19 protein-coding genes are annotated in these 20,438 nt (G+C 61.6%); 9 read left to right on the top strand and 10 right to left on the bottom strand.

What is annotated here, in order from left to right; genetic code table 11:
• Genes CUJ84_RS15845 through CUJ84_RS15835 form a run of 3 tightly spaced genes read right to left on the bottom strand, consistent with a single transcriptional unit; the run spans position 1 to position 4,755 of the window.
• A complete protein-coding gene (locus CUJ84_RS15845) occupies positions 1-2,814 on the bottom strand; it encodes a DUF4159 domain-containing protein (protein WP_105006909.1) in 2,814 nt (937 codons plus the stop codon).
• Positions 2,811-3,731: a DUF58 domain-containing protein gene (locus tag CUJ84_RS15840; protein WP_105006908.1), complete on the bottom strand. Its 921-nt coding sequence runs from the start codon at positions 3,729-3,731 to the stop codon at positions 2,811-2,813. Before CUJ84_RS15840 ends, CUJ84_RS15845 begins: the two co-directional genes overlap by 4 nt.
• A gap of 13 nt (positions 3,732-3,744) precedes the next feature.
• Positions 3,745-4,755, bottom strand: a complete 1,011-nt coding sequence (locus tag CUJ84_RS15835; RefSeq protein WP_003541786.1) for an AAA family ATPase — start codon at positions 4,753-4,755, stop codon at positions 3,745-3,747.
• 158 nt (positions 4,756-4,913) lie between these two features.
• On the opposite strand from CUJ84_RS15835, the gene CUJ84_RS15830 reads away from it, so the two are divergent.
• From CUJ84_RS15830 to CUJ84_RS15820, 3 genes are read left to right on the top strand one after another with little or no spacing between them, the layout of a single operon-like run.
• Complete coding sequence (locus CUJ84_RS15830; protein ID WP_105006907.1) at positions 4,914-5,537, top strand: DUF1285 domain-containing protein; 624 nt, start codon at positions 4,914-4,916, stop codon at positions 5,535-5,537.
• Complete coding sequence (locus CUJ84_RS15825; RefSeq protein WP_033180167.1) at positions 5,534-6,184, top strand: CoA pyrophosphatase; 651 nt, start codon at positions 5,534-5,536, stop codon at positions 6,182-6,184. The genes CUJ84_RS15830 and CUJ84_RS15825 overlap by 4 nt, the downstream gene beginning before the upstream one ends.
• Positions 6,181-7,434: a CCA tRNA nucleotidyltransferase gene (locus CUJ84_RS15820; protein WP_105006906.1), complete on the top strand. Its 1,254-nt coding sequence runs from the start codon at positions 6,181-6,183 to the stop codon at positions 7,432-7,434. The genes CUJ84_RS15825 and CUJ84_RS15820 overlap by 4 nt, the downstream gene beginning before the upstream one ends.
• Here the strand turns inward: CUJ84_RS15820 and CUJ84_RS15815 are convergent, their stop codons facing one another.
• The 3 genes from CUJ84_RS15815 to hemF form a co-directional block, all read right to left on the bottom strand.
• Positions 7,435-7,620 (bottom strand): DUF1059 domain-containing protein, encoded by a 186-nt coding sequence (locus CUJ84_RS15815; RefSeq protein ID WP_027683567.1) that lies wholly within the window; start codon positions 7,618-7,620, stop codon positions 7,435-7,437.
• A gap of 114 nt (positions 7,621-7,734) precedes the next feature.
• The gene (locus tag CUJ84_RS15810) at positions 7,735-8,004 is read right to left on the bottom strand and encodes a hypothetical protein (RefSeq protein ID WP_003561356.1); all 270 of its coding nucleotides are present in this window, start codon (positions 8,002-8,004) and stop codon (positions 7,735-7,737) included.
• A 103-nt stretch (positions 8,005-8,107) separates the two neighbouring features.
• Positions 8,108-9,019: an oxygen-dependent coproporphyrinogen oxidase gene (gene hemF, locus CUJ84_RS15805; RefSeq protein WP_105006905.1), complete on the bottom strand. Its 912-nt coding sequence runs from the start codon at positions 9,017-9,019 to the stop codon at positions 8,108-8,110.
• Positions 9,020-9,197: 178 nt separating this feature from the next.
• On the opposite strand from hemF, the gene CUJ84_RS15800 reads away from it, so the two are divergent.
• Positions 9,198-9,458: a hypothetical protein gene (locus CUJ84_RS15800; protein WP_003561352.1), complete on the top strand. Its 261-nt coding sequence runs from the start codon at positions 9,198-9,200 to the stop codon at positions 9,456-9,458.
• 3 nt (positions 9,459-9,461) lie between these two features.
• On the opposite strand, the gene CUJ84_RS15795 is transcribed toward CUJ84_RS15800, so the two are convergent.
• Together CUJ84_RS15795 and CUJ84_RS15790 are read right to left on the bottom strand one after the other, a co-directional pair.
• Positions 9,462-11,108, bottom strand: a complete 1,647-nt coding sequence (locus tag CUJ84_RS15795; protein ID WP_105006904.1) for a Na/Pi cotransporter family protein — start codon at positions 11,106-11,108, stop codon at positions 9,462-9,464.
• Between the two features lie 216 nt (positions 11,109-11,324).
• Entirely contained in the window at positions 11,325-11,786 is a 462-nt protein-coding gene (locus tag CUJ84_RS15790) for a tRNA (cytidine(34)-2'-O)-methyltransferase (protein WP_027683570.1), read from the bottom strand.
• A 385-nt stretch (positions 11,787-12,171) separates the two neighbouring features.
• Here CUJ84_RS15790 and CUJ84_RS15785 point away from each other — a divergent pair, with 385 nt between their 5' ends.
• Positions 12,172-14,028: an ABC transporter ATP-binding protein gene (locus CUJ84_RS15785; RefSeq protein ID WP_105006903.1), complete on the top strand. Its 1,857-nt coding sequence runs from the start codon at positions 12,172-12,174 to the stop codon at positions 14,026-14,028.
• 112 nt (positions 14,029-14,140) lie between these two features.
• Here CUJ84_RS15785 and CUJ84_RS15780 read toward each other — a convergent pair whose 3' ends face one another.
• On the bottom strand, positions 14,141-14,371 hold the full coding sequence (locus tag CUJ84_RS15780) for a CopG family ribbon-helix-helix protein (RefSeq protein WP_003561346.1): 231 nt from the start codon (positions 14,369-14,371) through the stop codon (positions 14,141-14,143).
• 162 nt (positions 14,372-14,533) lie between these two features.
• On the opposite strand from CUJ84_RS15780, the gene CUJ84_RS15775 reads away from it, so the two are divergent.
• Positions 14,534-16,447 (top strand): ABC transporter ATP-binding protein, encoded by a 1,914-nt coding sequence (locus CUJ84_RS15775; protein ID WP_105006902.1) that lies wholly within the window; start codon positions 14,534-14,536, stop codon positions 16,445-16,447.
• On the opposite strand, the gene CUJ84_RS15770 is transcribed toward CUJ84_RS15775, so the two are convergent.
• Complete coding sequence (locus CUJ84_RS15770) at positions 16,403-17,335, bottom strand: endonuclease/exonuclease/phosphatase family protein (protein WP_105006901.1); 933 nt, start codon at positions 17,333-17,335, stop codon at positions 16,403-16,405. The genes CUJ84_RS15775 and CUJ84_RS15770 overlap by 45 nt on opposite strands.
• A 284-nt stretch (positions 17,336-17,619) precedes the next feature.
• Between CUJ84_RS15770 and petA the strand changes: the two genes are divergently transcribed.
• Genes petA through CUJ84_RS15755 form a run of 3 tightly spaced genes read left to right on the top strand, consistent with a single transcriptional unit; the run spans position 17,620 to position 20,391 of the window.
• A complete protein-coding gene (petA, locus tag CUJ84_RS15765; RefSeq protein WP_003561343.1) occupies positions 17,620-18,198 on the top strand; it encodes a ubiquinol-cytochrome c reductase iron-sulfur subunit in 579 nt (192 codons plus the stop codon).
• 14 nt (positions 18,199-18,212) lie between these two features.
• Positions 18,213-19,481, top strand: a complete 1,269-nt coding sequence (locus CUJ84_RS15760; RefSeq protein WP_105006900.1) for a cytochrome b — start codon at positions 18,213-18,215, stop codon at positions 19,479-19,481.
• Between the two features lie 25 nt (positions 19,482-19,506).
• Positions 19,507-20,391, top strand: a complete 885-nt coding sequence (locus tag CUJ84_RS15755; RefSeq protein ID WP_105006899.1) for a cytochrome c1 — start codon at positions 19,507-19,509, stop codon at positions 20,389-20,391.
• The last annotated feature ends 47 nt before the right edge of the window (positions 20,392-20,438 follow it).

Below are 20,438 nucleotides of genomic sequence, written 5' to 3'. Positions count from 1 at the left end.
TCATTGTCCTAACCGTTCGAGGAGGTCGGGAACATGGACCTGGTCGGTCTTGTAGTTGCCGGTCAGCATATACATCATGATATTGACGCCGGAACGGTAGGCATATTCGCGCTGCGTTTCATCGGACGGCACGGTCGGCAGTATCGGTACGCCGTTGTCGTCGATCGCCCAGGCGCCGGCGAAATCATTGCCGGTGATCAGGATCGGCGAAACGCCATCGGCCGTCGCGGCCGATTTTTCGCTTGGCCCCTGACCGCCCTGCCGGGACTCGATCCAGAGGGGGCTGCCGGTATAACGACCGGGAAAGCTCGACAGGAGATAGAAGGATTTCGTCAGCACGTGATCGGATGGCACCGGCTCGAGCGGCGGAATGTCGAGATTGGCGAGGATTGCCTGCAGTCTCTCGCCGTTGGCGCTGACATTGCCGCCATTGTCCAATGCGCTGATCTGATCACGCGTATCGAACAGCACGGTGCCACCATTGCGCATATAGGCGTCGATACGGCTGATCGCCGCCGACGATGGCATCGGCGCCGTTGCCGAAACCGGCCAGTAGATGATCGGATAAAAGGAGAGCTCGTCTTTGGTAAGGTCGATGCCCACCGGCGGTGCCGGCTCGAGCGTCGTGCGGAAAGTCAGGAACTGGGTGAGACCCTCGAGACCGCGCTCGGAAATATTGTCCACGTCCTGTTCGCCGGTGACGACATAGGCGAGGTGCGTGTTATCAAGCCTCTGCAAGATGAGGTCGTCGCCGGGCTGGGAGTCGTCGGCGTGAAGTATGCCGGGTTGCATGAGAAAGCCGGCGCCGACGGCGATCGCGATCATCGCTGCGGTGCGGACGGCCGGGCGCAATCGCGAGAACGCGCCATTCATGAAGAGGACGATCAGGCTATCGGCCAGGAGCAGCAGAAAGGCTGCGAGAAAGAGCGCGGGTTTTGCCGACCAGCTTTCGCCGCCGATCAGGCCCTCGCGCGCGGCATTGGTCCCTGTTGTGTCGAGCGGCTTCAGTTCGGCGTTCTCGGGCAGCACGTTCAGGGAGGTGAAACCGTCCTCCGAACCGTAGAGCCCGGGCGGATTGTCGAAATTCGCCGTCGGTTCGGCTCCGGCCAGCGGGATGAGCGGCCGCGCCGAACCCGTCTCGGAGACCAGCGTGCCCTTGGCCGTCAGCATACGGAATGGCGGCAGGGTTTCGGAGACCCGCGCATTGCCGCGCGCCTCCGATGTCACGCCGCCCGAGCGCGATATCTGCAGGAGGTGACGCAGCATGTCGACGAAAGTGCCTGAGATCGGCAGATCGGACCAGGTTGCTTCCGCGGTGACGTGAAACAGGACGATCTGGCCGGATGCGATCTGCTTCATGGTGACGAGCGGCGTGCCGTCAGCCAGGCTCGCCCAGGTGCGTTCGGCAAGATCGGGCGTCGGTTCGGCAAGCACCTGCCGCTTGACGACGACATCGGCAGGACGCGCTATGCCGGCGAAAGGTCCGAAACTCGGAAATTCGGCAAGCGACTGCGGCTCGCTCCAGGACAATGTGCCGCCCAGCGCCCGTTCTCCCTGGCGCAGGATGACAGGGATCAGCGGATCGTCCGCGGGAGCAGCCGCCATGCGCGGGCCGGCAAAACGCAGGAGCATGCCGCCATTCGATATCCAGCGCGTCAGAGGTTCGTAGGTCTCCTCCGGCAGCCGGCCGATATCGGCCATGATGATGATGGAGGGATTGTTGGCGAGAAGTTTTGGTATCGCGACCGAGAGATCGGAATCGGCGGGTTGGATCAGATCCGCATAGGGCTGCAGTGCCCGCTGGATATAATAGAGCGGCGAGAGCAGCGGCTGGAATTCATCCCCTCCTTCGCCTGACAGCAAGACGACACGGCGACGCTTGAACGCGTCGTCGAGAAGATGGACCGCGCCGGCCGTCGCGCCATTGTCGACGCTGACGCGGGCGAAATCGTTGCGCATCTCGAAGGGTGCTGTGATCGAACTTGTCGCAACACTCTGGCCGGGGCGGAAATCCACCCTGCCATTGGCAATCGAGCGACCCTGGGTATCGACGGCGTTCAGCGCCACGGATGCGGCCTGCGAGGTGTTGAGTCGAGTGACCTTGACGGTCATGGCATCAGCAGCATTGTTGGCCGCGGTGATCGCGACTGTCCTTGCTGCATCGCCTTCGATCAGGCGCAGATCAGCGGGCTGGAGTTCGGCCAGCATGCGCACCGTGGCGTCGTCGGCCTTGGTGGCGGCACCGTCGGTCAGGAAGGCGAGGGTGCCGGGCTTTATGCCGTTCAGCGCGGCGCGTAGCGCCTGGAAGGCGCGCTCACGGTCCGGTACCAGCGGTCGCGGCTCGGCGGCGCGCAGCTTGTCGCGGGCGGCGGCGGCGGTGCCGGGCACGGCGTCGTTGGTCGGATCGGCGGTGAAGGCGATAGACACAGGTGTGCCGGCGGATTCGGCATCGTCTATCAACGCGTCGGCGGTCTGGATGCGGCGCTCCCAGTCGGGTGCCGCCGCCCAGCTGTTGTCGACGAAGAGGACGAGCGGGCCACCTGATGCGAGCGAACTGGTGCGCGGATTGAAAACCGGATCGGCGATCGCAAGGATGATGGTGGCGGCGAGCAGCATGCGCAGCAGCGTCAGCCACCAGGGGCTTTGCGCCGGCGTCTCTTCGCGCTTCAGCACTGAGGCGAGGATCTTCAGCGGCGGGAAGACCTCGGTCTTCGGACGTGGCGGCGTCAGCCGCAGCAGCCACCAGATGACGGGCAAGGCAACGAGCGCGCCGAGAATGGCGGGATAGGCGAAAGCGAAGGGAAGAGCGTTCATAGCTGCCCTCCATGCGTTGCCTTGGCCGGCATGCCGGACAGATACATGTGCACCGCGACCAGCGCTTCCGAAGCAAGATGATCGGTGCGGTGGGTCGCGAAGGTCCAGCCGAGATGGCGCAGCGACTGGCCGAGGCTGTCCCTGCGAGCGAGGTAGGCGTTGCGATAGGCCTCGCGGATGTGTTCGGCGCGGCCGGAAACGAGCTTGGCGCCGCTCTCCGGATCGGTGAATTCGGTGCGGCCGCTATAGGGGAATATCTCTTCGGCGGGATCTGATATCTCGACCACGTGGCCACGCAGGCCGCGGCGGGCAAGCGGGCCGAGCCGTTCCATGATTGCCGGCGCATCGTCGAGGAAATCGCCGATAAGGACGAGGTCGCTCCAGCCACGGATCATCGCCGTTTCCGGCAGGCCGCCGGTCAGCGGCGTGTGCATGAGCGCGGCTGCGAGGCGTTCGGCGGCGTTGCGGGCGGAGGCGGGTTCCATGATGCCGGGGCAGCCGATGCGCTCGCCGGAGCGGGCGAGGATTTCGGCAAGCGCCAGCATGATGACCAGAGCGCGGCTTTCCTTGGACACGTTGCCGTAGCTGGACTTGTACATCATCGAGGGCGACATGTCGCACCAGAGCCAGATCGTGTGCGCCGCCTCCCATTCGCGCTCGCGCACATAGGTGTGGTCGTCGCGGGCGGAGCGGCGCCAATCGATGCGCGACAGGCTCTCGCCCTCGGAATAGGGACGGAATTGCCAGAAATTCTCGCCGATGCCGCGCTTGCGGCGACCATGCCAGCCGGCGATCACCGTGTTGGCGATGCGCTTGGCTTCCACCAGGCAGTCCGGCACCAGGGCGGCCCGCTGCCTGGCGCGGGAAAGGGCATCGCTGCCGGGTGTCGGATTGACGATCTGTCCGATAGATGCCACGCGTCCGGCTTCCTTATCCCTTTGCCTGCTTGACCAGTCCGGCGATGACATCACGCACCGACATGCCTTCGGCGCGGGCGGCGAAGGTCAGCGCCATGCGGTGCTGGAGAATGGGTTCGGCGAGCGCGAAGATATCGTCCAGAGACGGTGCCAGACGGCCTTCGTAGAGCGCGCGTGCGCGTGCGCAGAGCATCATTGCCTGGCCGGCGCGCGGGCCTGGACCCCAGGCGACGTTCTTGTCGGTCGAGGCATTGCCCTGTCCGGGGCGGGCGGAACGCACCAGCGCCAGGATGGCATCGACGACCGTGTCGCTCACCGGCATCTGGCGCACCAGGGTCTGGATCTCGATCAGCCGCTGCGCATCGATGACGGCTTCCGGCCGGGTTTCGCCCAAGCCCGTCGTCTCAAGCAGGATCTGGCGCTCGGCGGCGAGTTCGGGGTAGTTGACGTCGACCTGCAGCAGGAAGCGGTCGAGCTGGGCTTCGGGCAAGGGATAGGTGCCTTCCTGCTCGAGCGGGTTCTGCGTGGCGAGCACATGAAAGGGCGCAGGCAGGTCATAGCGCTGGCCGGCGATCGTGATGTGATATTCCTGCATGGATTGAAGAAGGGCCGACTGGGTACGCGGCGAGGCGCGGTTGATCTCGTCGGCCATCAGGAGTTGGGCGAAGACCGGGCCCTTGACGAAACGGAAGGAGCGGCGTCCGCTGTCGTCCTGGTCCATCACTTCGGAGCCGAGAATATCCGAGGGCATCAGATCCGGCGTGAACTGGATGCGGTTGGCGGCAAGGCCGAGCACCTCGCCGAGCGTGGTCACCAGTCTGGTCTTGGCAAGACCGGGAACGCCAACGAGCAAGGCATGACCACCTGAGAGCACAGCGAGAATGGTGTTCTCGACGACGCTTTCCTGACCAAAGATCACTTTCGAGACTTCCCCGCGGATGGCGGCGATATCGGAGAGCGCCTTTTCGGCGGCGGCGACGATCGCCTTTTCATCGAGGCTGGCTTCGGTCTTCATCATACCCATGCGTATCTCCAACGGCTGAAATCATTCGGCAGCGAATCGGCGGACTTATACATGTGCCTCATACCCGATAGAGTTATGGAGATGTGACGGGCTGACAAGTTCGTTGCGAATGACTATCTCGTGACTTTACTTCGTTAAGGACAAACCGGGACGGAAGAATGGCAGCCGAGGAAATCAGCGGACAGGCGGATGCGGCGGGACTTGCCGCACTGATTTCGCGCGCGTCTCAGGAAAATGCCGGTAAAAAACGAGGATTACCACCGGTCGAGCGGTGGAACCCGCCTTTCTGCGGCGATATCGACATGGAAATCCGGGCGGACGGCACCTGGTTCTACATGGGCACGCCGATCGGCCGACCGGCGCTGGTGCGTCTGTTCTCGACGGTTTTAAGAAAAGACGACGATCAGAAGACCTATCTCGTAACTCCTGTGGAAAAGGTCGGTATAAGGGTCGTCGACGCGCCTTTCATCGCCGTGGAGATGAGCGTGACGGAAGGGCAAGGCCAGCAGGTGCTGACCTTCCGCACCAATGTCGGCGATGTCGTGGAGGCGGGAGGAGAGCATCGGCTGCGCTTTGCCATTGCGGGCGAGAATGCCGAATTGAAACCCTATCTGCATGTGCGCGGGCGGCTGGAGGCGCTGGTGTCGCGTGCAGTGATGTATGAACTGGTCGCGCTCGGCGAGACTTTCGACGTGGAGGGGCGGGCGATGTTTGCGATCCGCTCCGCCGGCGAGGTCTTCCCGGTCATGCCGGCCGACGAACTGGATGCGCTTTGCCGATGAATGATGCGATCACCCACCGCTACCCGCTTTTTTCCGCGGCCGAATTCCGCCGCCGTGCGCTCAACCAAAACGGCGGGCCGGTCGACCATGCCTGGCGCGATCACGGGGACCACATCCTCAATCCCGATATCGTCGCCGAGGTCGAGACCTTCAAGCTGCGCGACGCCGCCGTGCTCGTGCCCGTCGTCGACGACGGCGATGAGGCGCATGTGATCTTCACCAAGCGCACGGCGACGCTGCGCAAACATTCCGGGCAGATCGCCTTTCCCGGCGGCTCGATCGATCCCGCCGATATCTCGCCCGAAATGGCGGCGATCCGCGAAACGGAGGAGGAGATCGGCCTGGCCGGTTCCTTCGTCGAAACCGTCGGGCGGCTGCCGAATTACCTTGCCTCGACGGGCTTCCGCATCACGCCGGTGCTCGGCGTCGTCACGCCTGGTTTTGCGCTGACGCTGAACCCCGCCGAGGTGGACGACGTGTTCGAGGTCCCGCTTTCCTTCCTGATGGATCCTGCCAATCACACCCGCGACAGGCGTGTCATCGATGGCATCGACCGGCATTTCTACCGCGTGCCCTATGAAACCAGAATGATCTGGGGCATCACCGCCGGCATCGTCCGCACGCTTTACGAAAGGCTTTATGCATGACCGGCCTTGCCGACCAAGCATGGTTTCGCGACCCGGCGCTCGTCCGGATCTTAGCACTTCTCAACGCCGATGGCGCGGAAGGGCGGGTGGTTGGTGGTGCGGTGCGCAACAGCCTGATGGGCCTGCCGGTCAATGATGTCGACATAGCCACGACACTCAGGCCGGAGACGGTGATGGAGCGGGCGGCGGCGGCCGGCATCAAGGCAGTCCCAACCGGCCTGGAGCACGGCACAGTGACGCTCGTCATCGACGGCAAGCCCTTCGAGGTGACGACGCTTCGCACCGATGTCGAGACCGACGGACGCCATGCCAAGGTTGCCTTCAGCACCGACTGGAAGGCAGATGCCGAACGGCGGGATCTGACGATCAACGCGCTTTATGCCGATGCAAAGGGCGAGGTGGTTGATCTCGTTGGCGGGCTAGACGACATTAAGACGCGCAACATCCGCTTCATCGGCGATGCCGCAAGGCGTATTGCCGAGGATCATTTGCGCATCCTGCGTTTCTTCCGCTTCTTTGCCTATTACGGTTCCGGGCGGCCGGATGCCGAGGGGCTGAAGGCCTGTTCCCTCGCGCGTTCGAAACTGACGACGCTTTCGGCAGAACGCGTCTGGTCTGAACTGCGAAAGCTGCTTGGCGCCGACGATCCCGGCCGGGCGCTGCTCTGGATGCGGCAGGTGGCAGTGCTGACGGAAATCCTGCCGGAATCGGAACGATGGGGGATCGATGCGATCCCTTCGCTGATCACCACCGAAAAGGCGCTCGGCTGGACGCTCGATCCGTTGCTGCGCCTTGCGGCGATCGTGCCGCCCGATGCGGCGCGCATGGAGGCGCTCGCAGTCCGGCTCAAGCTCTCGAATGCGGAAGCGGCCACTCTCAAGGCCTGGGCAATGGCAGCGCCTGTTAATGACGACATGTCGTCGGCGGCTTTCGAACGGCTGCTTTACCGCAACGGCGCCGACGGCATCACGACACGGCTGAAGCTGGCGCTTGCGGTTGCGCGCGGCAAGGCTGAAAGCGATTTCGACGAAATGGCGCGGTCGGCGCGGCTCATCAAGCTGCTGGACAAGGCAATGCATTGGAAAAAGCCACAGTTTCCGCTGAACGGCGGCGACGTGATTTCGGCAGGAATCGCGTCCGGCCCGCGCGTCGGCGAGCTGCTTGCCGGCCTGGAAAACCAGTGGGTGGAGGAAAACTTCGTTTCCGACCGGGCGGCGCTGCTCGCCCGGCTGCAGGAACGCGTGCAATAATCAGGCTGCGTTCGCCTCGTCGCGGATGCGAGCCTTGATATTATCCACCATGTTCTCGCGGATCGTGGTTTCGCCGTGAGCGTCTTTCAGGTGCTCGACGGCCCGGCGGACCACTTCGGCGTCATTATCCGCCCGTGTATGCCAGGCGCAGCCCGGAACAAGTGTGCCACATTCGAAGAGTCGCATGGTCTTTTCCTCTATCCTGAACACAACGACAATCGCGCTTTCACGCGACTGATGAATGTGCGGGAGGGGAGAAGGTTCCGGCCGGCATCGACATGCCAGCCGGCGAATGCAGTATCAGTCGGGCATCGCCCAGGCTTTGTAAGTATCCGAAAGGTGCTCGGGCATGTTGCTGTTGGCGGCCGCTGCTTCGTTCTGCAGCTGTTCCGGCGACTTTCCGCCGGCCAGTTGCAGCTTGACCTGCTCGATGAAGCAGGACAGCGGCAGATCCGAGCCGCTCTTGGTCCGCAGTTTCTCGGCAATGCGCGTCAGAAACTCGGATGTGTCGATCGTGCGGGATGTTTCCTGGACATCCGTAGACGCTGGCGAGCCACTTTGTATCGTCATGACAATCCTCCTCCGATTGTTACGCACATACATATAAAGTTAGGACGCACTGAGTTTTCGTGAAGGTCTATCACCTCGAATTTATCGATGAGATATCACAGTTTCATGGCCAGCGGACGACGGGGGGCAACGAAGAGAGAATAGATTCAACGTTGCCGCCGGTCTTCAGGCCGAAGATCGTGCCACGATCATACAGCAGATTAAATTCGACGTAGCGGCCCCGGCGGATCAATTGTTCGTCGCGATCGGCCTCTGTCCACAATTTATTGAAGTTGGAGCAGACGATTTTTGGATAGACCATGGCGAAGGCCCGGCCGACATCACGCGTGAAGGCGAAATCGGCGTCCCAGCCGCCGGCTTCCTCGCTTGAATGCAGCCAGTCGTAGAAGATGCCGCCGATGCCGCGGGCCTCGTTGCGGTGTTTCAGGAAGAAATATTCGTCGCACCAGGCTTTGTACGCATCGTAATCGGCGACGGCATGATTGCGGCAGGCGATCTCCATGGCCTTGTGGAAGAGCTGGCTGTCTTCGTCCTCCTGCGTGCGGCGGCGCGACAGCACCGGCGTCAGGTCGGCGCCGCCACCGAACCAGCGGCTGGTGGTGACGACCATGCGAGTGTTCATGTGCACGGCCGGAACGTTTGGGTTCACGGGATGGGCGATCAGCGAGATGCCCGAGGCCCAGAAACGCGGATCGTCTTTGGCGCCGGGTATCTGGGCGCGGAAATCCGGGGCGAATTCGCCGTAGACGGTGGAGGTATGGACGCCGACTTTTTCGAAGACGCGGCCTTCCATCATCGACATCCGGCCACCGCCGCCAGCGCCGTTTTCGCGTGACCAGTCCTTGGCGACGAAGCGGCCGGGCTCCTGGTCGGAAAGCGGCCCTGCCAACTCATCCTCGAGCGCCTCGAAGGAGGCGCAGATCGTATCGCGCAATCCCTCGAACCAATTGCGGGCGGCAGCCTTCTTCTCTTCGATATCGTCAGGCAAGCCGATCGGCAGTTCCGGTCTTTCCATTTACGCCTCCGACGGTCGACATCTCCTTCGGAGGCGACTCGCTCATTCTTGATTGCATGTCATGATTAGCAGCTGGCGCTGCATCTCGCCAAGCCGAGGCAAACACCGCCGAGCGCTTCCAAGATTCGACTCGCAAATCAAGAATTTCGATACTACCTTTTCCGAGGAGGTAGGTTTGATGAAGAATGTTCCAGGGCCTCCGTCCTTCGACGGCCTGAAGCGCAGGATAGCGAGACATCGGGCGGAAAATCGCCCGAGCAAGAAAGACCATTTCGTGCGTGAGACATATTGCCTCGGCCTCATGGACGCACGGGCCAAGGCGCGCGAATGGTTCGACGAATATCCGAAAGCCGCCTACTGGACCGAGGTGGAGAGCTGGCGTCAGCTCGACGGCGACCAGATCGAATTCACCATGCGCCGCCTGCCTTCGGCCGACTGACCGTCACTTCGCGTCAGCGCGCACGCGGCTTTCGATCAAGAGGCCGCTTTCGTCCATGATCGGATGCGCCACAGAGACGATGTGGGCGTTGAGGCGCTTCAGGTCGCGCAGCATGTCGAGATGCAGCGAACTCGTCTGCAGGCTGTCGGCGCGGCCGTCGCGCAGACGTTCGAGATGGCGCTCGGCAGACTGTTTTTCCATCCGGCGCACCTCGACCTTTACCTCCATCATCTGACGGGCGAGATTGAAATCGCGGGTGACGAAGATCGTCTGGGCGACGCGCAGATTGTCGATCGTCAGATCGAAGAGCTTACGCAGTTCCTGGTGACCGTCCTCGGAAAATTTCAGGCCGAGGGAGATCTTCTTCGCCACCTGCTCCAGCAAACCCTTCTCGATGATGTCGCCCATATGTTCGAGGTTGATCGCATAATCGATGACGACGATGGAGCGGCGGGCGTTCTCGTCGCTGAGACCCTCGCGGCCAAGCTTCGAGAGATAGACCTTCACCGCCTGCTGCAGCCGGTCGACGCGCTCTTCGAGGGCGGATATCTCGGCAAGCTTCGATGCGTCGTTACGCTCGAAGGCTTCGGAGACCCGGATCAGCATGCGCTCGATCAAGTCGCCGACGCCGAGCACTTCGCGGGTAGCGCTGGCCAGGGCCACGACCGGCGTCGAAAGCTCCTGCGCATCCAGATATTTCGGGGCGCTGTCAGGCTCGGCCTGATCCGGCACCAGCCGGGCCATCAGGGTGGCGAGCGGCCGGGAGAATGGCCAGGCCAGCGCCGCCAGCAGAAGGTTGAAGGCAAGATGCGCATCGACCGGCAGCTTGGCAGGACCGAAGGGCAGCATCTGGATGAATTCCGCGCCATAACCCGCCAGCGGCAGGGCGATGAGGCAGCCGAGCGTGCGGACGGCGAGATTTCCGAGTGTGACGCGCCGCGCCGAAACCGCACCGGACAATGTCGCGACGACAGGCGGTATTGCGCCGCCGAGATTGGCGCCGAGCACGAGCACGATGACGAGTTCGGCGGAGACGACGCCGGCCGAGGCGAGCGACAGGATGAGCACCACCACCGCAAGGCTCGACGAGGATGCGAAGGCAAGTGCTGCCGAGACGATCATTGCCACGGGCAGGGCGCCATCCAGCAGGCCGATGAAGGCGGCGAGAGCAGGGGAGGCGCGCATCGGCTCCGTCGCAAGACCAAGGAGGTGCAGCGACAGCAGCATCAGCCCGATGCCGATCAGCGCTGTGCCGCCGCCCTGGCTGGTGCTTGAACGGCCGCGGTAAAGCACAATGCCAACAAGAATCAGAAGAGGAGAGAGCCATTCGATGCCGGTGGCAACGATCCAGGCGGTGATCGCGGTACCGACATTGGCGCCGAGCAGAACGATCTGCGCCATGCGCGGCTTGATCAGATCGCGCTCGACGAAGGAGGCCGTCATCAGCGCCGTTGCCGTCGAGCTCTGCAGCGCGACGGTTGCAACGAGGCCTGACAGGAACGAACGAAGACTGCCGCGTGTGCCGGTCGCCAGCCCCGTTCTCAGGCGGGCGCCAAAAGCTCTGGATACGCCATCCTTCACCTGCGCGAGGCCGAACAGCAGCAGAGCCACTGCGCCGAACAGGTTGATCATGATGATTGTAGAGTCCATTTTGTTGTTTTTATTCTTCTTTCACAGATCTGGAGAAATGCCGTTTTCCTCGCATGGCCATTCCAACTTCTTGGAATCATGGAGGCCAATACTGAATTTTTGATTGCCCGGCTAATAAATATACGCCGGTTTGACAGATAGACAACGCTATTTTGCGACATATTCTGGAGCGGATCGGCAACTCCGCGGGCTTTGCTCGACCAGCGCCGGCCTCCGTCAGGCCCAGACGGTTTGGCGCATCGCCTCGCCGACGATCATCGCGGCCGACACGGCGACGTTAATCGAGCGCTGGCCTTCGAGCATCGGGATCAGGACGCGGGCGTCGGCCCTCTCATGCACTTGATCCGGCACGCCGGCGCTCTCGCGACCGAAGAGCAGGATATCGTCCGGGCGGAAGGCAAGATCGGTGTAGCGCTCCGCAGCCTTGGTCGAGGCGAGGATCAGGCGGCGGCCGGTGGTCAGACGCCATGCCTCGAAGCGGTCCCAGCTGACATGGCGGGTGAGGGCGGCGGCGGCGATGTAGTCCATGCCGGCCCGTTTCAGGTTGCGGTCGGAGATGTCGAAGCCGGCTGGTTCGATCAGATCGACCGCAAAGCCAAGGCAGGCGGCAAGACGCAGGATCGTGCCGGTGTTGCCGGGAATATCCGGCTGATAGAGTGCCAGTCTCAGTGAAGTCATGATGCGCCGTCTTCCCGCTCTCGCCGCCAAAGGCCTAATGCAACTGTGATTTCGACGCAACAGGGCGCGTTTGGACCCGAAAAGATGAAATATTTGGCAGAACAGGGCTGGAAAATTCCTCATTTTCGCGTTATCGGTGCATATCTTTAATCGCCAGCAAGGAGCGCCAGAATGAATATTTTGCTGTATGTGCGCCTCCCGGCCGTGATGCCAAGCGGTGCGATTTTCCGCCGATAGTGCGGATTTCTTCCCTGAATTCCTTTTTTGATCCCTTGTGCGGCTGTCTCAGCCTCGCCCCTTGAACGTTCGGTTCCCATATGTGCTTGCATAGCGCTGGGATGGCGCGAAGCCGGGAGCCGGAACGGTGACGTTTCGGAGCAATTTCATGTTTGGCTGGTTCGAACAGCGACTCAATCCCTTTCCAAGCGAGGACCCTATCGCCCCGCCGAAAGGTCTTTTTGCCTTTTGCTGGCACTACAGCAAACCGGCTGCGCCCTGGCTCGGCCTGATGGCCGTGCTCACCGCGCTGATCGCGATCGGCGAAGTGGCGCTCTTCCAGTTCCTCGGCGACATCGTCGACTGGCTGACCAATGCCGACCGCGCCACATTCCTGGAGAGAGAAGGCCACAAGCTTTTCTGGATGGCGGCGCTGGTGCTGGTCGGCCTGCCGCTGACGGCCGGGCTCGATTCGCTGATCATGCATCAGATGATGCTCGGCAATTATCCGATGATCGCACGCTGGCAGATGCACCGCTTCCTGCTGCGCCACAGCATGTCGTTCTTCGCCAACGAGTTTGCCGGGCGTGTCGCGACCAAAGTGATGCAGACGTCGCTTGCCGTGCGCGAAACGGTGATGAAGATCCTCGACGTCTTCGTCTATGTCGTCACCTACTTCCTGACGATGATCATCGTCATCGCAGCGGCCGACTGGCGGCTGATGATCCCGATCCTTGTCTGGCTCGCGGTCTATATCACCATCGTCGCCTATTTTGTGCCGCGGCTTCGCAAGATCGCGGCGGCGCAGGCGGATGCGCGCTCGATGATGACCGGGCGCGTGGTCGACAGCTACACGAATATTGCGACCGTCAAGCTGTTTTCGCATGCGGGCCGCGAGGAGGTCTATGCCAAGGAGGGCATGGACGAGTTCCTGCAGACCGTGCACAAGCAGATGCGCAAGGTGACGCTCTTCCATATCTGCGTTTACGTGAACAACTGTGTTGCGCTGTTCGTCATCTCGGGCCTGTCGATCTGGTTCTGGCTGAACGGCGCGATCTCGGTTGGCGCCATCGCCATCGCCATCGGTCTTGCCATGCGCGTCAACGGCATGTCGCAATGGATCATGTGGGAAGTCTCGGCGCTGTTCGAGAATATCGGCACGGTCTATGACGGTATGGAGATGATGAGCAAACAGCACGACATCGTCGACAAGCCGGGCGCACCCACGCTGACGGCGAAGAAGGGCGCGATCCACTACGACCGCATCCGCTTCCACTACGGCAAGAGCAAGGGCGTCATCGACAACCTGTCGCTCGACATCAAGGCGGGGGAGAAGGTCGGTCTGGTCGGCCGTTCCGGCGCCGGCAAGACGACGCTAATGAACCTGCTGCTGCGCTTCTACGACCTAGAGGCCGGCCGCATCACCATCGACGGGCAGGACATCGCCGGCGTCTCGCAGGAAAGCCTGCGCTCGCTGATCGGCGTGGTGACGCAGGACACCTCGCTGCTGCATCGCTCGATCCGCGACAACATTGCCTATGGTCGTCCCGAAGCAACGGACGACGAGGTGATCGAGGCCGCCAAACGCGCCAATGCCTGGGAGTTCATCGAAGGCCTCGTCGACATGCAGGGCCGCGCGGGGCTCGACGCACAGGTCGGCGAACGCGGCGTCAAGTTGTCCGGCGGTCAGCGGCAGCGCGTCGCGATCGCCCGTGTCTTCCTGAAGGACGCGCCGATCCTGGTGCTCGACGAGGCAACCTCGGCGCTCGATTCGGAAGTCGAGGCGGCGATCCAGGAAAACCTCTTCGCCCTGATGGAGGGCAAGACGGTGATCGCGATCGCCCACCGGCTTTCGACGCTGACGGAGATGGACCGGCTGATCGTGCTCGACAAGGGCCGGATCATCGAGGCGGGCTCGCATAGCGAGCTGGTCGAAGGAGGCGGCATCTATGCCGACCTCTGGAACCGCCAGTCCGGCGGCTTCCTCTCCGATCACGCCGAGGAATCGGAAGTGGCGGCGGAATAAGATGAAATGAGGCCCTCCCTGCGAAAGCGGGGAGGGCCTCTTGAATTCTTAGGATGGCTATAAGCTTGCCGGATGGTTGCTGAAGACCTGACTGCGTTTGCCTCTTATCCGTTCAAAGACTGTCGGCCCAGTCGATCACGCGGTGATGCTCGACGACGACCATGGTGTTGGCGGCCGCGATCGTGCGCAGTGCGACGAGGCGGCGGTGCTCCTCTTGATCGATCCAGGTTGTAATGGCCTCGGCGATGATCTCGTCGCGCGGCAACCCCAGGGCGAATGCCAGGGCATCCAGCCTTTCTGCAAGCGGAAGCGGAACATGCACATCGAGCATTTTCGTTTCCATGGAAGTGGTCTCCGGTAAAGCGCGATTGTAACGTGAGATTGTGACCAGTTCGGGGGCATTCAATGGGTATGCCGCCGATGTTACCGATAATTACCAAAATATAACATTCTGTCCGCTTTTCATTCCCTTTGCCGGCCCGGCTAATCCGCCTATATCGCTTCTATGTTGCTGAACCCTATCCTCCGCCGGTTCGAAACCTGGATCGATCCGTTCCGCCCACGCGCCAATCTCCAGCCGCCGCGCTCGACGCTCGGATTCATCTGGTTCTATATCGGCCAGGCGAGGATGCCGTTCGTCGCCATGCTCGTTCTGGGTGGGACATCGGCGGCAATCGAGGCTGCACTCTTCTGGTTCGTCGGACGCCTGGTCGATATCCTCGGCAGCATCACGCCTGGGGCCGGCTGGAACGGTCTTCTCGCCGCCCATGGCGGCGAATTGTTCGGCATGCTCGCCCTTATCGGGCTCGTGCGTTTCGTCGTCGCCTTCCTGATTGCCCTCGTCGACCAGCAGGTGATCACGCCGGGCTTCTACAATCTAGCACGCTGGCAATCCTATCTCCACGTCTCCAGGCAGTCATTGTCGTTCTTCCAGAGTGATTTCTCCGGGCGCATCGTCACCAAAGTCTGGTCGGCCGGGCAGGCAACCGGTGATCTCGTCACCTCGCTGATGGAAAGCGTCTGGTTCGTCGGCATCTATGCTGCAACGACGCTCGTGCTCGTCGCCCGACTGGACTTTTCCCTGGCTGCCGTCGTGCTGTTCTGGCTTTGCGCCTTCAGCCTGCTGGCGCGCCACTTCGTTCCGCGGATCCGCCATCATTCCCGTGAAACGGCGGAAGCCGGATCGATGCTGAATGGCCGGATGGTCGACTCCTACAGCAACATGCAGACGCTGAAGCTGTTTGCGCGCGACGAGGAGAGCGATCGCTATATGCGGCAGGGTTTCGATATCTATCAGGATACGGTGCTGCGCTTTACGCGGTTCATCACGGGCGTCAGGGCCTCGATGGCGCTGCTCTCCGGCCTGATGATCGTGACGATGGCGGGGTTGAGCGTCGATCTCTGGTTGCGCGGCCTGGTCAGCTCCGGTGCCGTGGCATTCTCGTTGGCACTGGTGCTCAGGTTGAATTTCCTGCTCGGACGGCTGATGACGCAGTTCAACGGCATCATGCGCAATCTCGGCACCATCCAGAACGCCGCCGAGCTGATCTCCCAGCCTCTGGGGCTGGTCGATCGGCCGGATGCCAAAAGCCTGGTGATCCGGCAGCCCGGCATTCGCTTCGACAATGTTTCGTTCCGCTACGGCAAGGGTCATCAGCCGGTCGTCGAGAATTTCTCTCTGACCATTCGGCCGGGCGAAAAGGTCGGGATCGTCGGCCGTTCGGGCGCGGGGAAGTCGACGCTGATGAACCTGCTGCTGCGCCTCTACGACATCCAGGATGGTCGCATTCTGATCGACGGCCAGGATATTGCAGCCGTGACGCAGGAATCTCTCAGGATGCAGATCGGCGTCGTCAGCCAGGACACCTCGCTGCTGCATCGTTCGGTGCGCGATAATATCCTGTTCGGACGGCCCGATGCCGGCGAGGAGGGGCTGGTGGAGGCCGCCGAGCGCGCCGAAGCCATCGACTTCATCGAACGCCTGCAGGACCAGCAGGGCCGCAGAGGTTTCGATGCGCATGTCGGCGAACGCGGCGTCAAACTGTCAGGCGGGCAGCGGCAACGCATCGCGATTGCCCGCGTCATGCTGAAGGACGCGCCGATCCTCGTTCTCGACGAAGCGACCTCGGCGCTCGATTCGGAAGTGGAGGAAGCGATCCAGTCCAATCTCCATCGGATCATGGAAGGCAAGACGGTGCTTGCGATCGCCCATCGGCTGTCGACGATCGCCGCGCTCGACCGGCTGATCGTCGTCGATCTCGGACGGATTATCGAGGAAGGCAGCCATGACGAACTGCTTCGCCACGGCGGGCTCTATGCGGAACTTTGGGCGCGCCAGTCCGGCGGCTTCCTCGCTACGGATGAGGATGAGGGCTCAAGGGTCGACGACGAATTCCGCCATGAGGCCAAAATGGTTTGATCCGAAGCCGTTCTCGATGCGGCGAACCGATTTCAGCCGCAGCGGCGCCCGGGTAAAGATATGATCGATCGGAATGCCGAAAGCACCGGCGCGGATCGGCCATGTCGCGGGCTCCAGCGATACCGTGCCCAAGCCCTGGCTGCGCATGAGATACTGCACGTCGGGCGCCAGAATCGACGTATTGAAATCGCCGGCAAGGACGAGCGGTCCCGAAAGGGAGGGAATGATCTCTGTGAGATCCTCGATTTCCAGGCCGTGGAATTCGTCGTAATAAGGTTTGGTCAGATGTGCGGCGAGGAAATTGACCTTCTGGCCATCGAAATCGATCGTCGAGATCGTCAGCCTGTTGCGCCAGAGCAGGCCGAGATTGCGGATACGGGGTTCGATCAGCGGACGCTTCGACAGCACCAGCGTATCGCATTGCTCCATGCCGACACCGCAGCCGATGTAATAGGGATAGATCTTCACCAACCGCGGCAGTTCCGACAGCAGCGGTTCGGCCTCCAGGATGCTGACGACGTCGGCGCCTGAGGCAATGACCATATCGGCGATGTCAGGGCCGTTTGCGAAATTATCGTTCTCGATATTGAAGGACATCAGCCTGAAGAGGGCGGGACGGCTCTCCTCGACAGCCGGCTCGACGAATTCGCGCATCATCACGACACCGTGGACGGCAAGGACTACCGACACTGCGAGGATCAGCAGCGCATACCAGTGCCGCTTGACGAGAAGGGCAGCGACCGAGGCCACAGCGCCGGCTACCGCCAGATGGACCTGGAAGCTGTAAAAGAAAGACAGCAGATAGAAATCGGTGACGTATCGCAGGGAGACGATGGCGAGAACGAGCGTCGTGAGGACGCTGAATACGCAAAAAATCGTGTCTCTCATCCGCTCCGGTCCGGCTCGCTGGCATGGCTGCGACTGCGCCTATCACGGGGGCATTTTTGTTGCAATGCAACATAATGGCAGGCGCGTGTTTGCCTTAAAAAATTCATCCGAAATTTCCCGCGACATTGTGCCCTCATCCCCTTGCCAAGGCTGGACATAATTTGCGATCAAGCATAGAACGCGCCGGATTGCCGGGGAATCTATGGCCGAATTGTGTCCAGAGAGATTCGCCGGTAGAGGGGGCAGGGCGGAATTCCGCGAAAATTGCGCAGAGGATGTTAGCCGTGAGCGAACACGAAACGACAAGCGAGGGCATGGGCGAACCCACTCGCCGTGATTTCCTTTATCTCACCACTGGTATGGCAGGCGCCGTCGGCGCCGTTACAGTCGCTTGGCCGTTCATAGATCAGATGCGTCCTGATGCTTCGACGCTCGCACTCGCCTCCATCGAAGTCGACGTTGCCAGCCTCGAGCCAGGCATGTCGCTGACAGTCAAATGGCGCGGCAAGCCGATCTTCATCCGAAACCGCACCCCGGAAGAAGTAACGGCCGCAGCCGATGTTCCGCTGTCGGACCTCAAGGATCCGATCGCGCGCAATGCAAACCTTCCTGTTGACGCTCAGGCAACGGGTGTTGACCGTTCGGGCGGCAAGGGCAAGGAAAACTGGATCGTCATGATCGGCACTTGCACACATCTCGGTTGCGTGCCGCTCGGCCAGGCCGGCGAATATAATGGTTGGTTCTGTCCCTGCCATGGCTCGGTCTACGACACGGCCGGCCGCATTCGTAAGGGTCCTGCGCCGCAGAACCTGGCGATTCCGACCTTTTCATTTTTGTCCGATACCAAGATCAAGATCGGTTGAGGGGAGACTGATTAATGAGTGGCCATTCCAGCTACGAGCCATCAACCGGCCTCGAGAAATGGGTCGATGCGCGCCTTCCGTTGCCGCGCATGGTCTATGACAGCTTCATCGCCTTTCCGGTTCCGCGTAACCTGAACTATGCCTACACCTTCGGCGCCATGCTCGCCGTCATGCTGGTGGTGCAGATCCTGACGGGTATCACGCTCGCCATGCACTACGCTTCCGATACGACGCTGGCTTTCAACTCCGTTGAAAAGATCATGCGCGACGTCAACCACGGCTGGCTGTTGCGCTACATGCATGCCAACGGCGCCTCCTTCTTCTTCGTGGCGGTCTACCTGCACATCGCCCGCGGCCTCTATTACGGCTCCTACAAGGCGCCACGCGAAATCCTCTGGATTCTCGGCGTGGTCATTTACCTGCTGATGATGGCGACCGGCTTCATGGGCTACGTTCTGCCCTGGGGCCAGATGTCCTTCTGGGGTGCGACCGTTATTACCGGCTTCTTCTCGGCCTTCCCGCTGGTCGGCGAGTGGGTGCAGCAGTTCCTGCTCGGCGGCTTCGCCGTCGACCAGCCGACGCTGAACCGCTTCTTCTCGCTTCACTACCTGCTGCCCTTCATGATCGCCGGCGTCGTCGTCCTGCACATCTGGGCGCTGCACGTTGTCGGCCAGACCAACCCGACGGGCATCGAGATCAAGACGAAGACCGACACGGTGCGCTTCACGCCCTATGCGACGATGAAGGATGCGCTCGGCGTTTCTGTCTTCCTGCTGGTCTATGCCTATTTCGTCTTCTACCTGCCGAACTTCCTCGGCCACGCCGACAACTACATCCCGGCCGACCCGTTGAAGACGCCGGCCCACATCGTTCCGGAATGGTACTTCCTGCCGTTCTACGCGATGCTGCGTTCGATCACCTTTAACGTCGGCCCGATCGACTCCAAGCTCGGCGGCGTGCTTGTGATGTTCGGCGCGATCATCGTGCTGTTCTTCCTGCCATGGCTCGATACCTCGAAGGTCCGTTCCGCCGTCTACCGCCCCTGGTACAAGCTGTTCTACTGGCTGTTCGTGATCAATGCGATCATCCTCGGCTGGCTCGGCTCGCAGCCGGCGGAAGGCTTGTTCACCACGATCTCGCAGATCTGCACACTCCTCTACTTCGCTTTCTTCCTGGTCGCGATGCCGGTTCTCGGCCTGGTGGAAACACCGCGCCGCATCCCGAACTCGATCACTGAAGCGGTGCTCGAAAAGCGCAACAAGACCGCAGCGGTCAAAGCATAAGCGAGCGACGGAAGGGAATAGAAATATGAAAACGCTTGTTACAAGCATTCTCTCGTTCGCATTCGCTGCCAGTCTCGGCAGTGCCGTGCTGGCCCAGGAGGCGACGCCCGCCAACGGCGCGGCTCCTGCCCATCACGCGGAAAGTGAGACGCCGCACTATCCGCTGAAGGAGCCGAAGGAGGAGGAATGGACTTTCGCCGGTCCGTTCGGTCATTACGACAAGGGCCAGCTTCAGCGTGGCCTCAAGGTCTACACCGAAGTCTGTTCCGCCTGCCACTCGATGAACCTCGTGCCTTTCCGCATGCTCGACGAGCTCGGTTATTCCGAGGCGCAGGTAAAGGCTTTTGCCGCGAATTACGAAGTTCAGGACGGCCCGAACGCCGCCGGCGAGATGTTTACCCGCAAGGCCGTCCCTTCCGATCACTTCCCGGCGCCTTTCCCCAATGCGGAGGCCGCTGCTGCTTCCAACAACGGTGCGGCTCCGCCTGACTTTTCACTGATCGCCAAGGCCCGCGAGGTCGAGCGCGGTTTCCCGCAATTCGTCTTCGACATCTTCACGCAGTATCAGGAAGGTGGCCCGGATTACATCCACGCGCTGCTGACCGGCTATGAAGAGCCGCCAGCCGGCTTCCAGGTGGCGCAGGGCTCACATTACAACCCTTATTTCCACGCTGCAGCCGTCCTTGCCATGCCGAAGCCGCTCTCCGACGGGCAGGTGACCTATGACGATGGCGCGCCGGCGACGGTCGACCAGTATTCGAGGGACGTCTCCGCCTTCCTGATGTGGGCCGCAGAGCCGCATCTTGAGGAGCGCAAGCGCACCGGCTTCATGGTCATGATCTTCCTGGCGATCTTCACGGTGCTGATCTACCTGACGAAGCGCTCGGTCTACGCCAATAAGGAACACTGAGCGGTTCCCCGCCGGATTTCGAAAGGCGGCCTACGGGCCGCCTTTTT

This window comes from Rhizobium leguminosarum (assembly GCF_002953715.1).
GTDB classification, from domain to species: Bacteria; Pseudomonadota; Alphaproteobacteria; order Rhizobiales; family Rhizobiaceae; genus Rhizobium; species Rhizobium leguminosarum_V.
The sequence above is the reverse complement of the archived record's forward strand: the minus strand, read 5'-3'. Positions and strand labels throughout refer to the sequence as shown.

Bases quoted from the DNA above. Each gene is read 5' to 3' on its own strand.
- CUJ84_RS15760 (WP_105006900.1), top strand. From the start codon at position 18,213: ATGAGTGGCCATTCCAGCTACGAGCCATCAACCGGCCTCGAGAAATGG.
- CUJ84_RS15790 (WP_027683570.1), bottom strand. From the start codon at position 11,786: ATGACTTCACTGAGACTGGCACTCTATCAGCCGGATATTCCCGGCAAC.
- CUJ84_RS15775 (WP_105006902.1), top strand. From the start codon at position 14,534: ATGTTGCTGAACCCTATCCTCCGCCGGTTCGAAACCTGGATCGATCCG.
- CUJ84_RS15845 (WP_105006909.1), bottom strand. From the start codon at position 2,814: ATGAACGCTCTTCCCTTCGCTTTCGCCTATCCCGCCATTCTCGGCGCG.
- CUJ84_RS15755 (WP_105006899.1), top strand. From the start codon at position 19,507: ATGAAAACGCTTGTTACAAGCATTCTCTCGTTCGCATTCGCTGCCAGT.
- CUJ84_RS15780 (WP_003561346.1), bottom strand. From the start codon at position 14,371: ATGGAAACGAAAATGCTCGATGTGCATGTTCCGCTTCCGCTTGCAGAA.
- CUJ84_RS15815 (WP_027683567.1), bottom strand. From the start codon at position 7,620: ATGCGACTCTTCGAATGTGGCACACTTGTTCCGGGCTGCGCCTGGCAT.
- hemF (WP_105006905.1), bottom strand. From the start codon at position 9,019: ATGGAAAGACCGGAACTGCCGATCGGCTTGCCTGACGATATCGAAGAG.
- CUJ84_RS15835 (WP_003541786.1), bottom strand. From the start codon at position 4,755: ATGGGTATGATGAAGACCGAAGCCAGCCTCGATGAAAAGGCGATCGTC.
- CUJ84_RS15785 (WP_105006903.1), top strand. From the start codon at position 12,172: ATGTTTGGCTGGTTCGAACAGCGACTCAATCCCTTTCCAAGCGAGGAC.
- CUJ84_RS15825 (WP_033180167.1), top strand. From the start codon at position 5,534: ATGAATGATGCGATCACCCACCGCTACCCGCTTTTTTCCGCGGCCGAA.
- CUJ84_RS15770 (WP_105006901.1), bottom strand. From the start codon at position 17,335: ATGAGAGACACGATTTTTTGCGTATTCAGCGTCCTCACGACGCTCGTT.
- CUJ84_RS15820 (WP_105006906.1), top strand. From the start codon at position 6,181: ATGACCGGCCTTGCCGACCAAGCATGGTTTCGCGACCCGGCGCTCGTC.
- CUJ84_RS15795 (WP_105006904.1), bottom strand. From the start codon at position 11,108: ATGGACTCTACAATCATCATGATCAACCTGTTCGGCGCAGTGGCTCTG.
- CUJ84_RS15810 (WP_003561356.1), bottom strand. From the start codon at position 8,004: ATGACGATACAAAGTGGCTCGCCAGCGTCTACGGATGTCCAGGAAACA.
- CUJ84_RS15800 (WP_003561352.1), top strand. From the start codon at position 9,198: ATGAAGAATGTTCCAGGGCCTCCGTCCTTCGACGGCCTGAAGCGCAGG.
- CUJ84_RS15830 (WP_105006907.1), top strand. From the start codon at position 4,914: ATGGCAGCCGAGGAAATCAGCGGACAGGCGGATGCGGCGGGACTTGCC.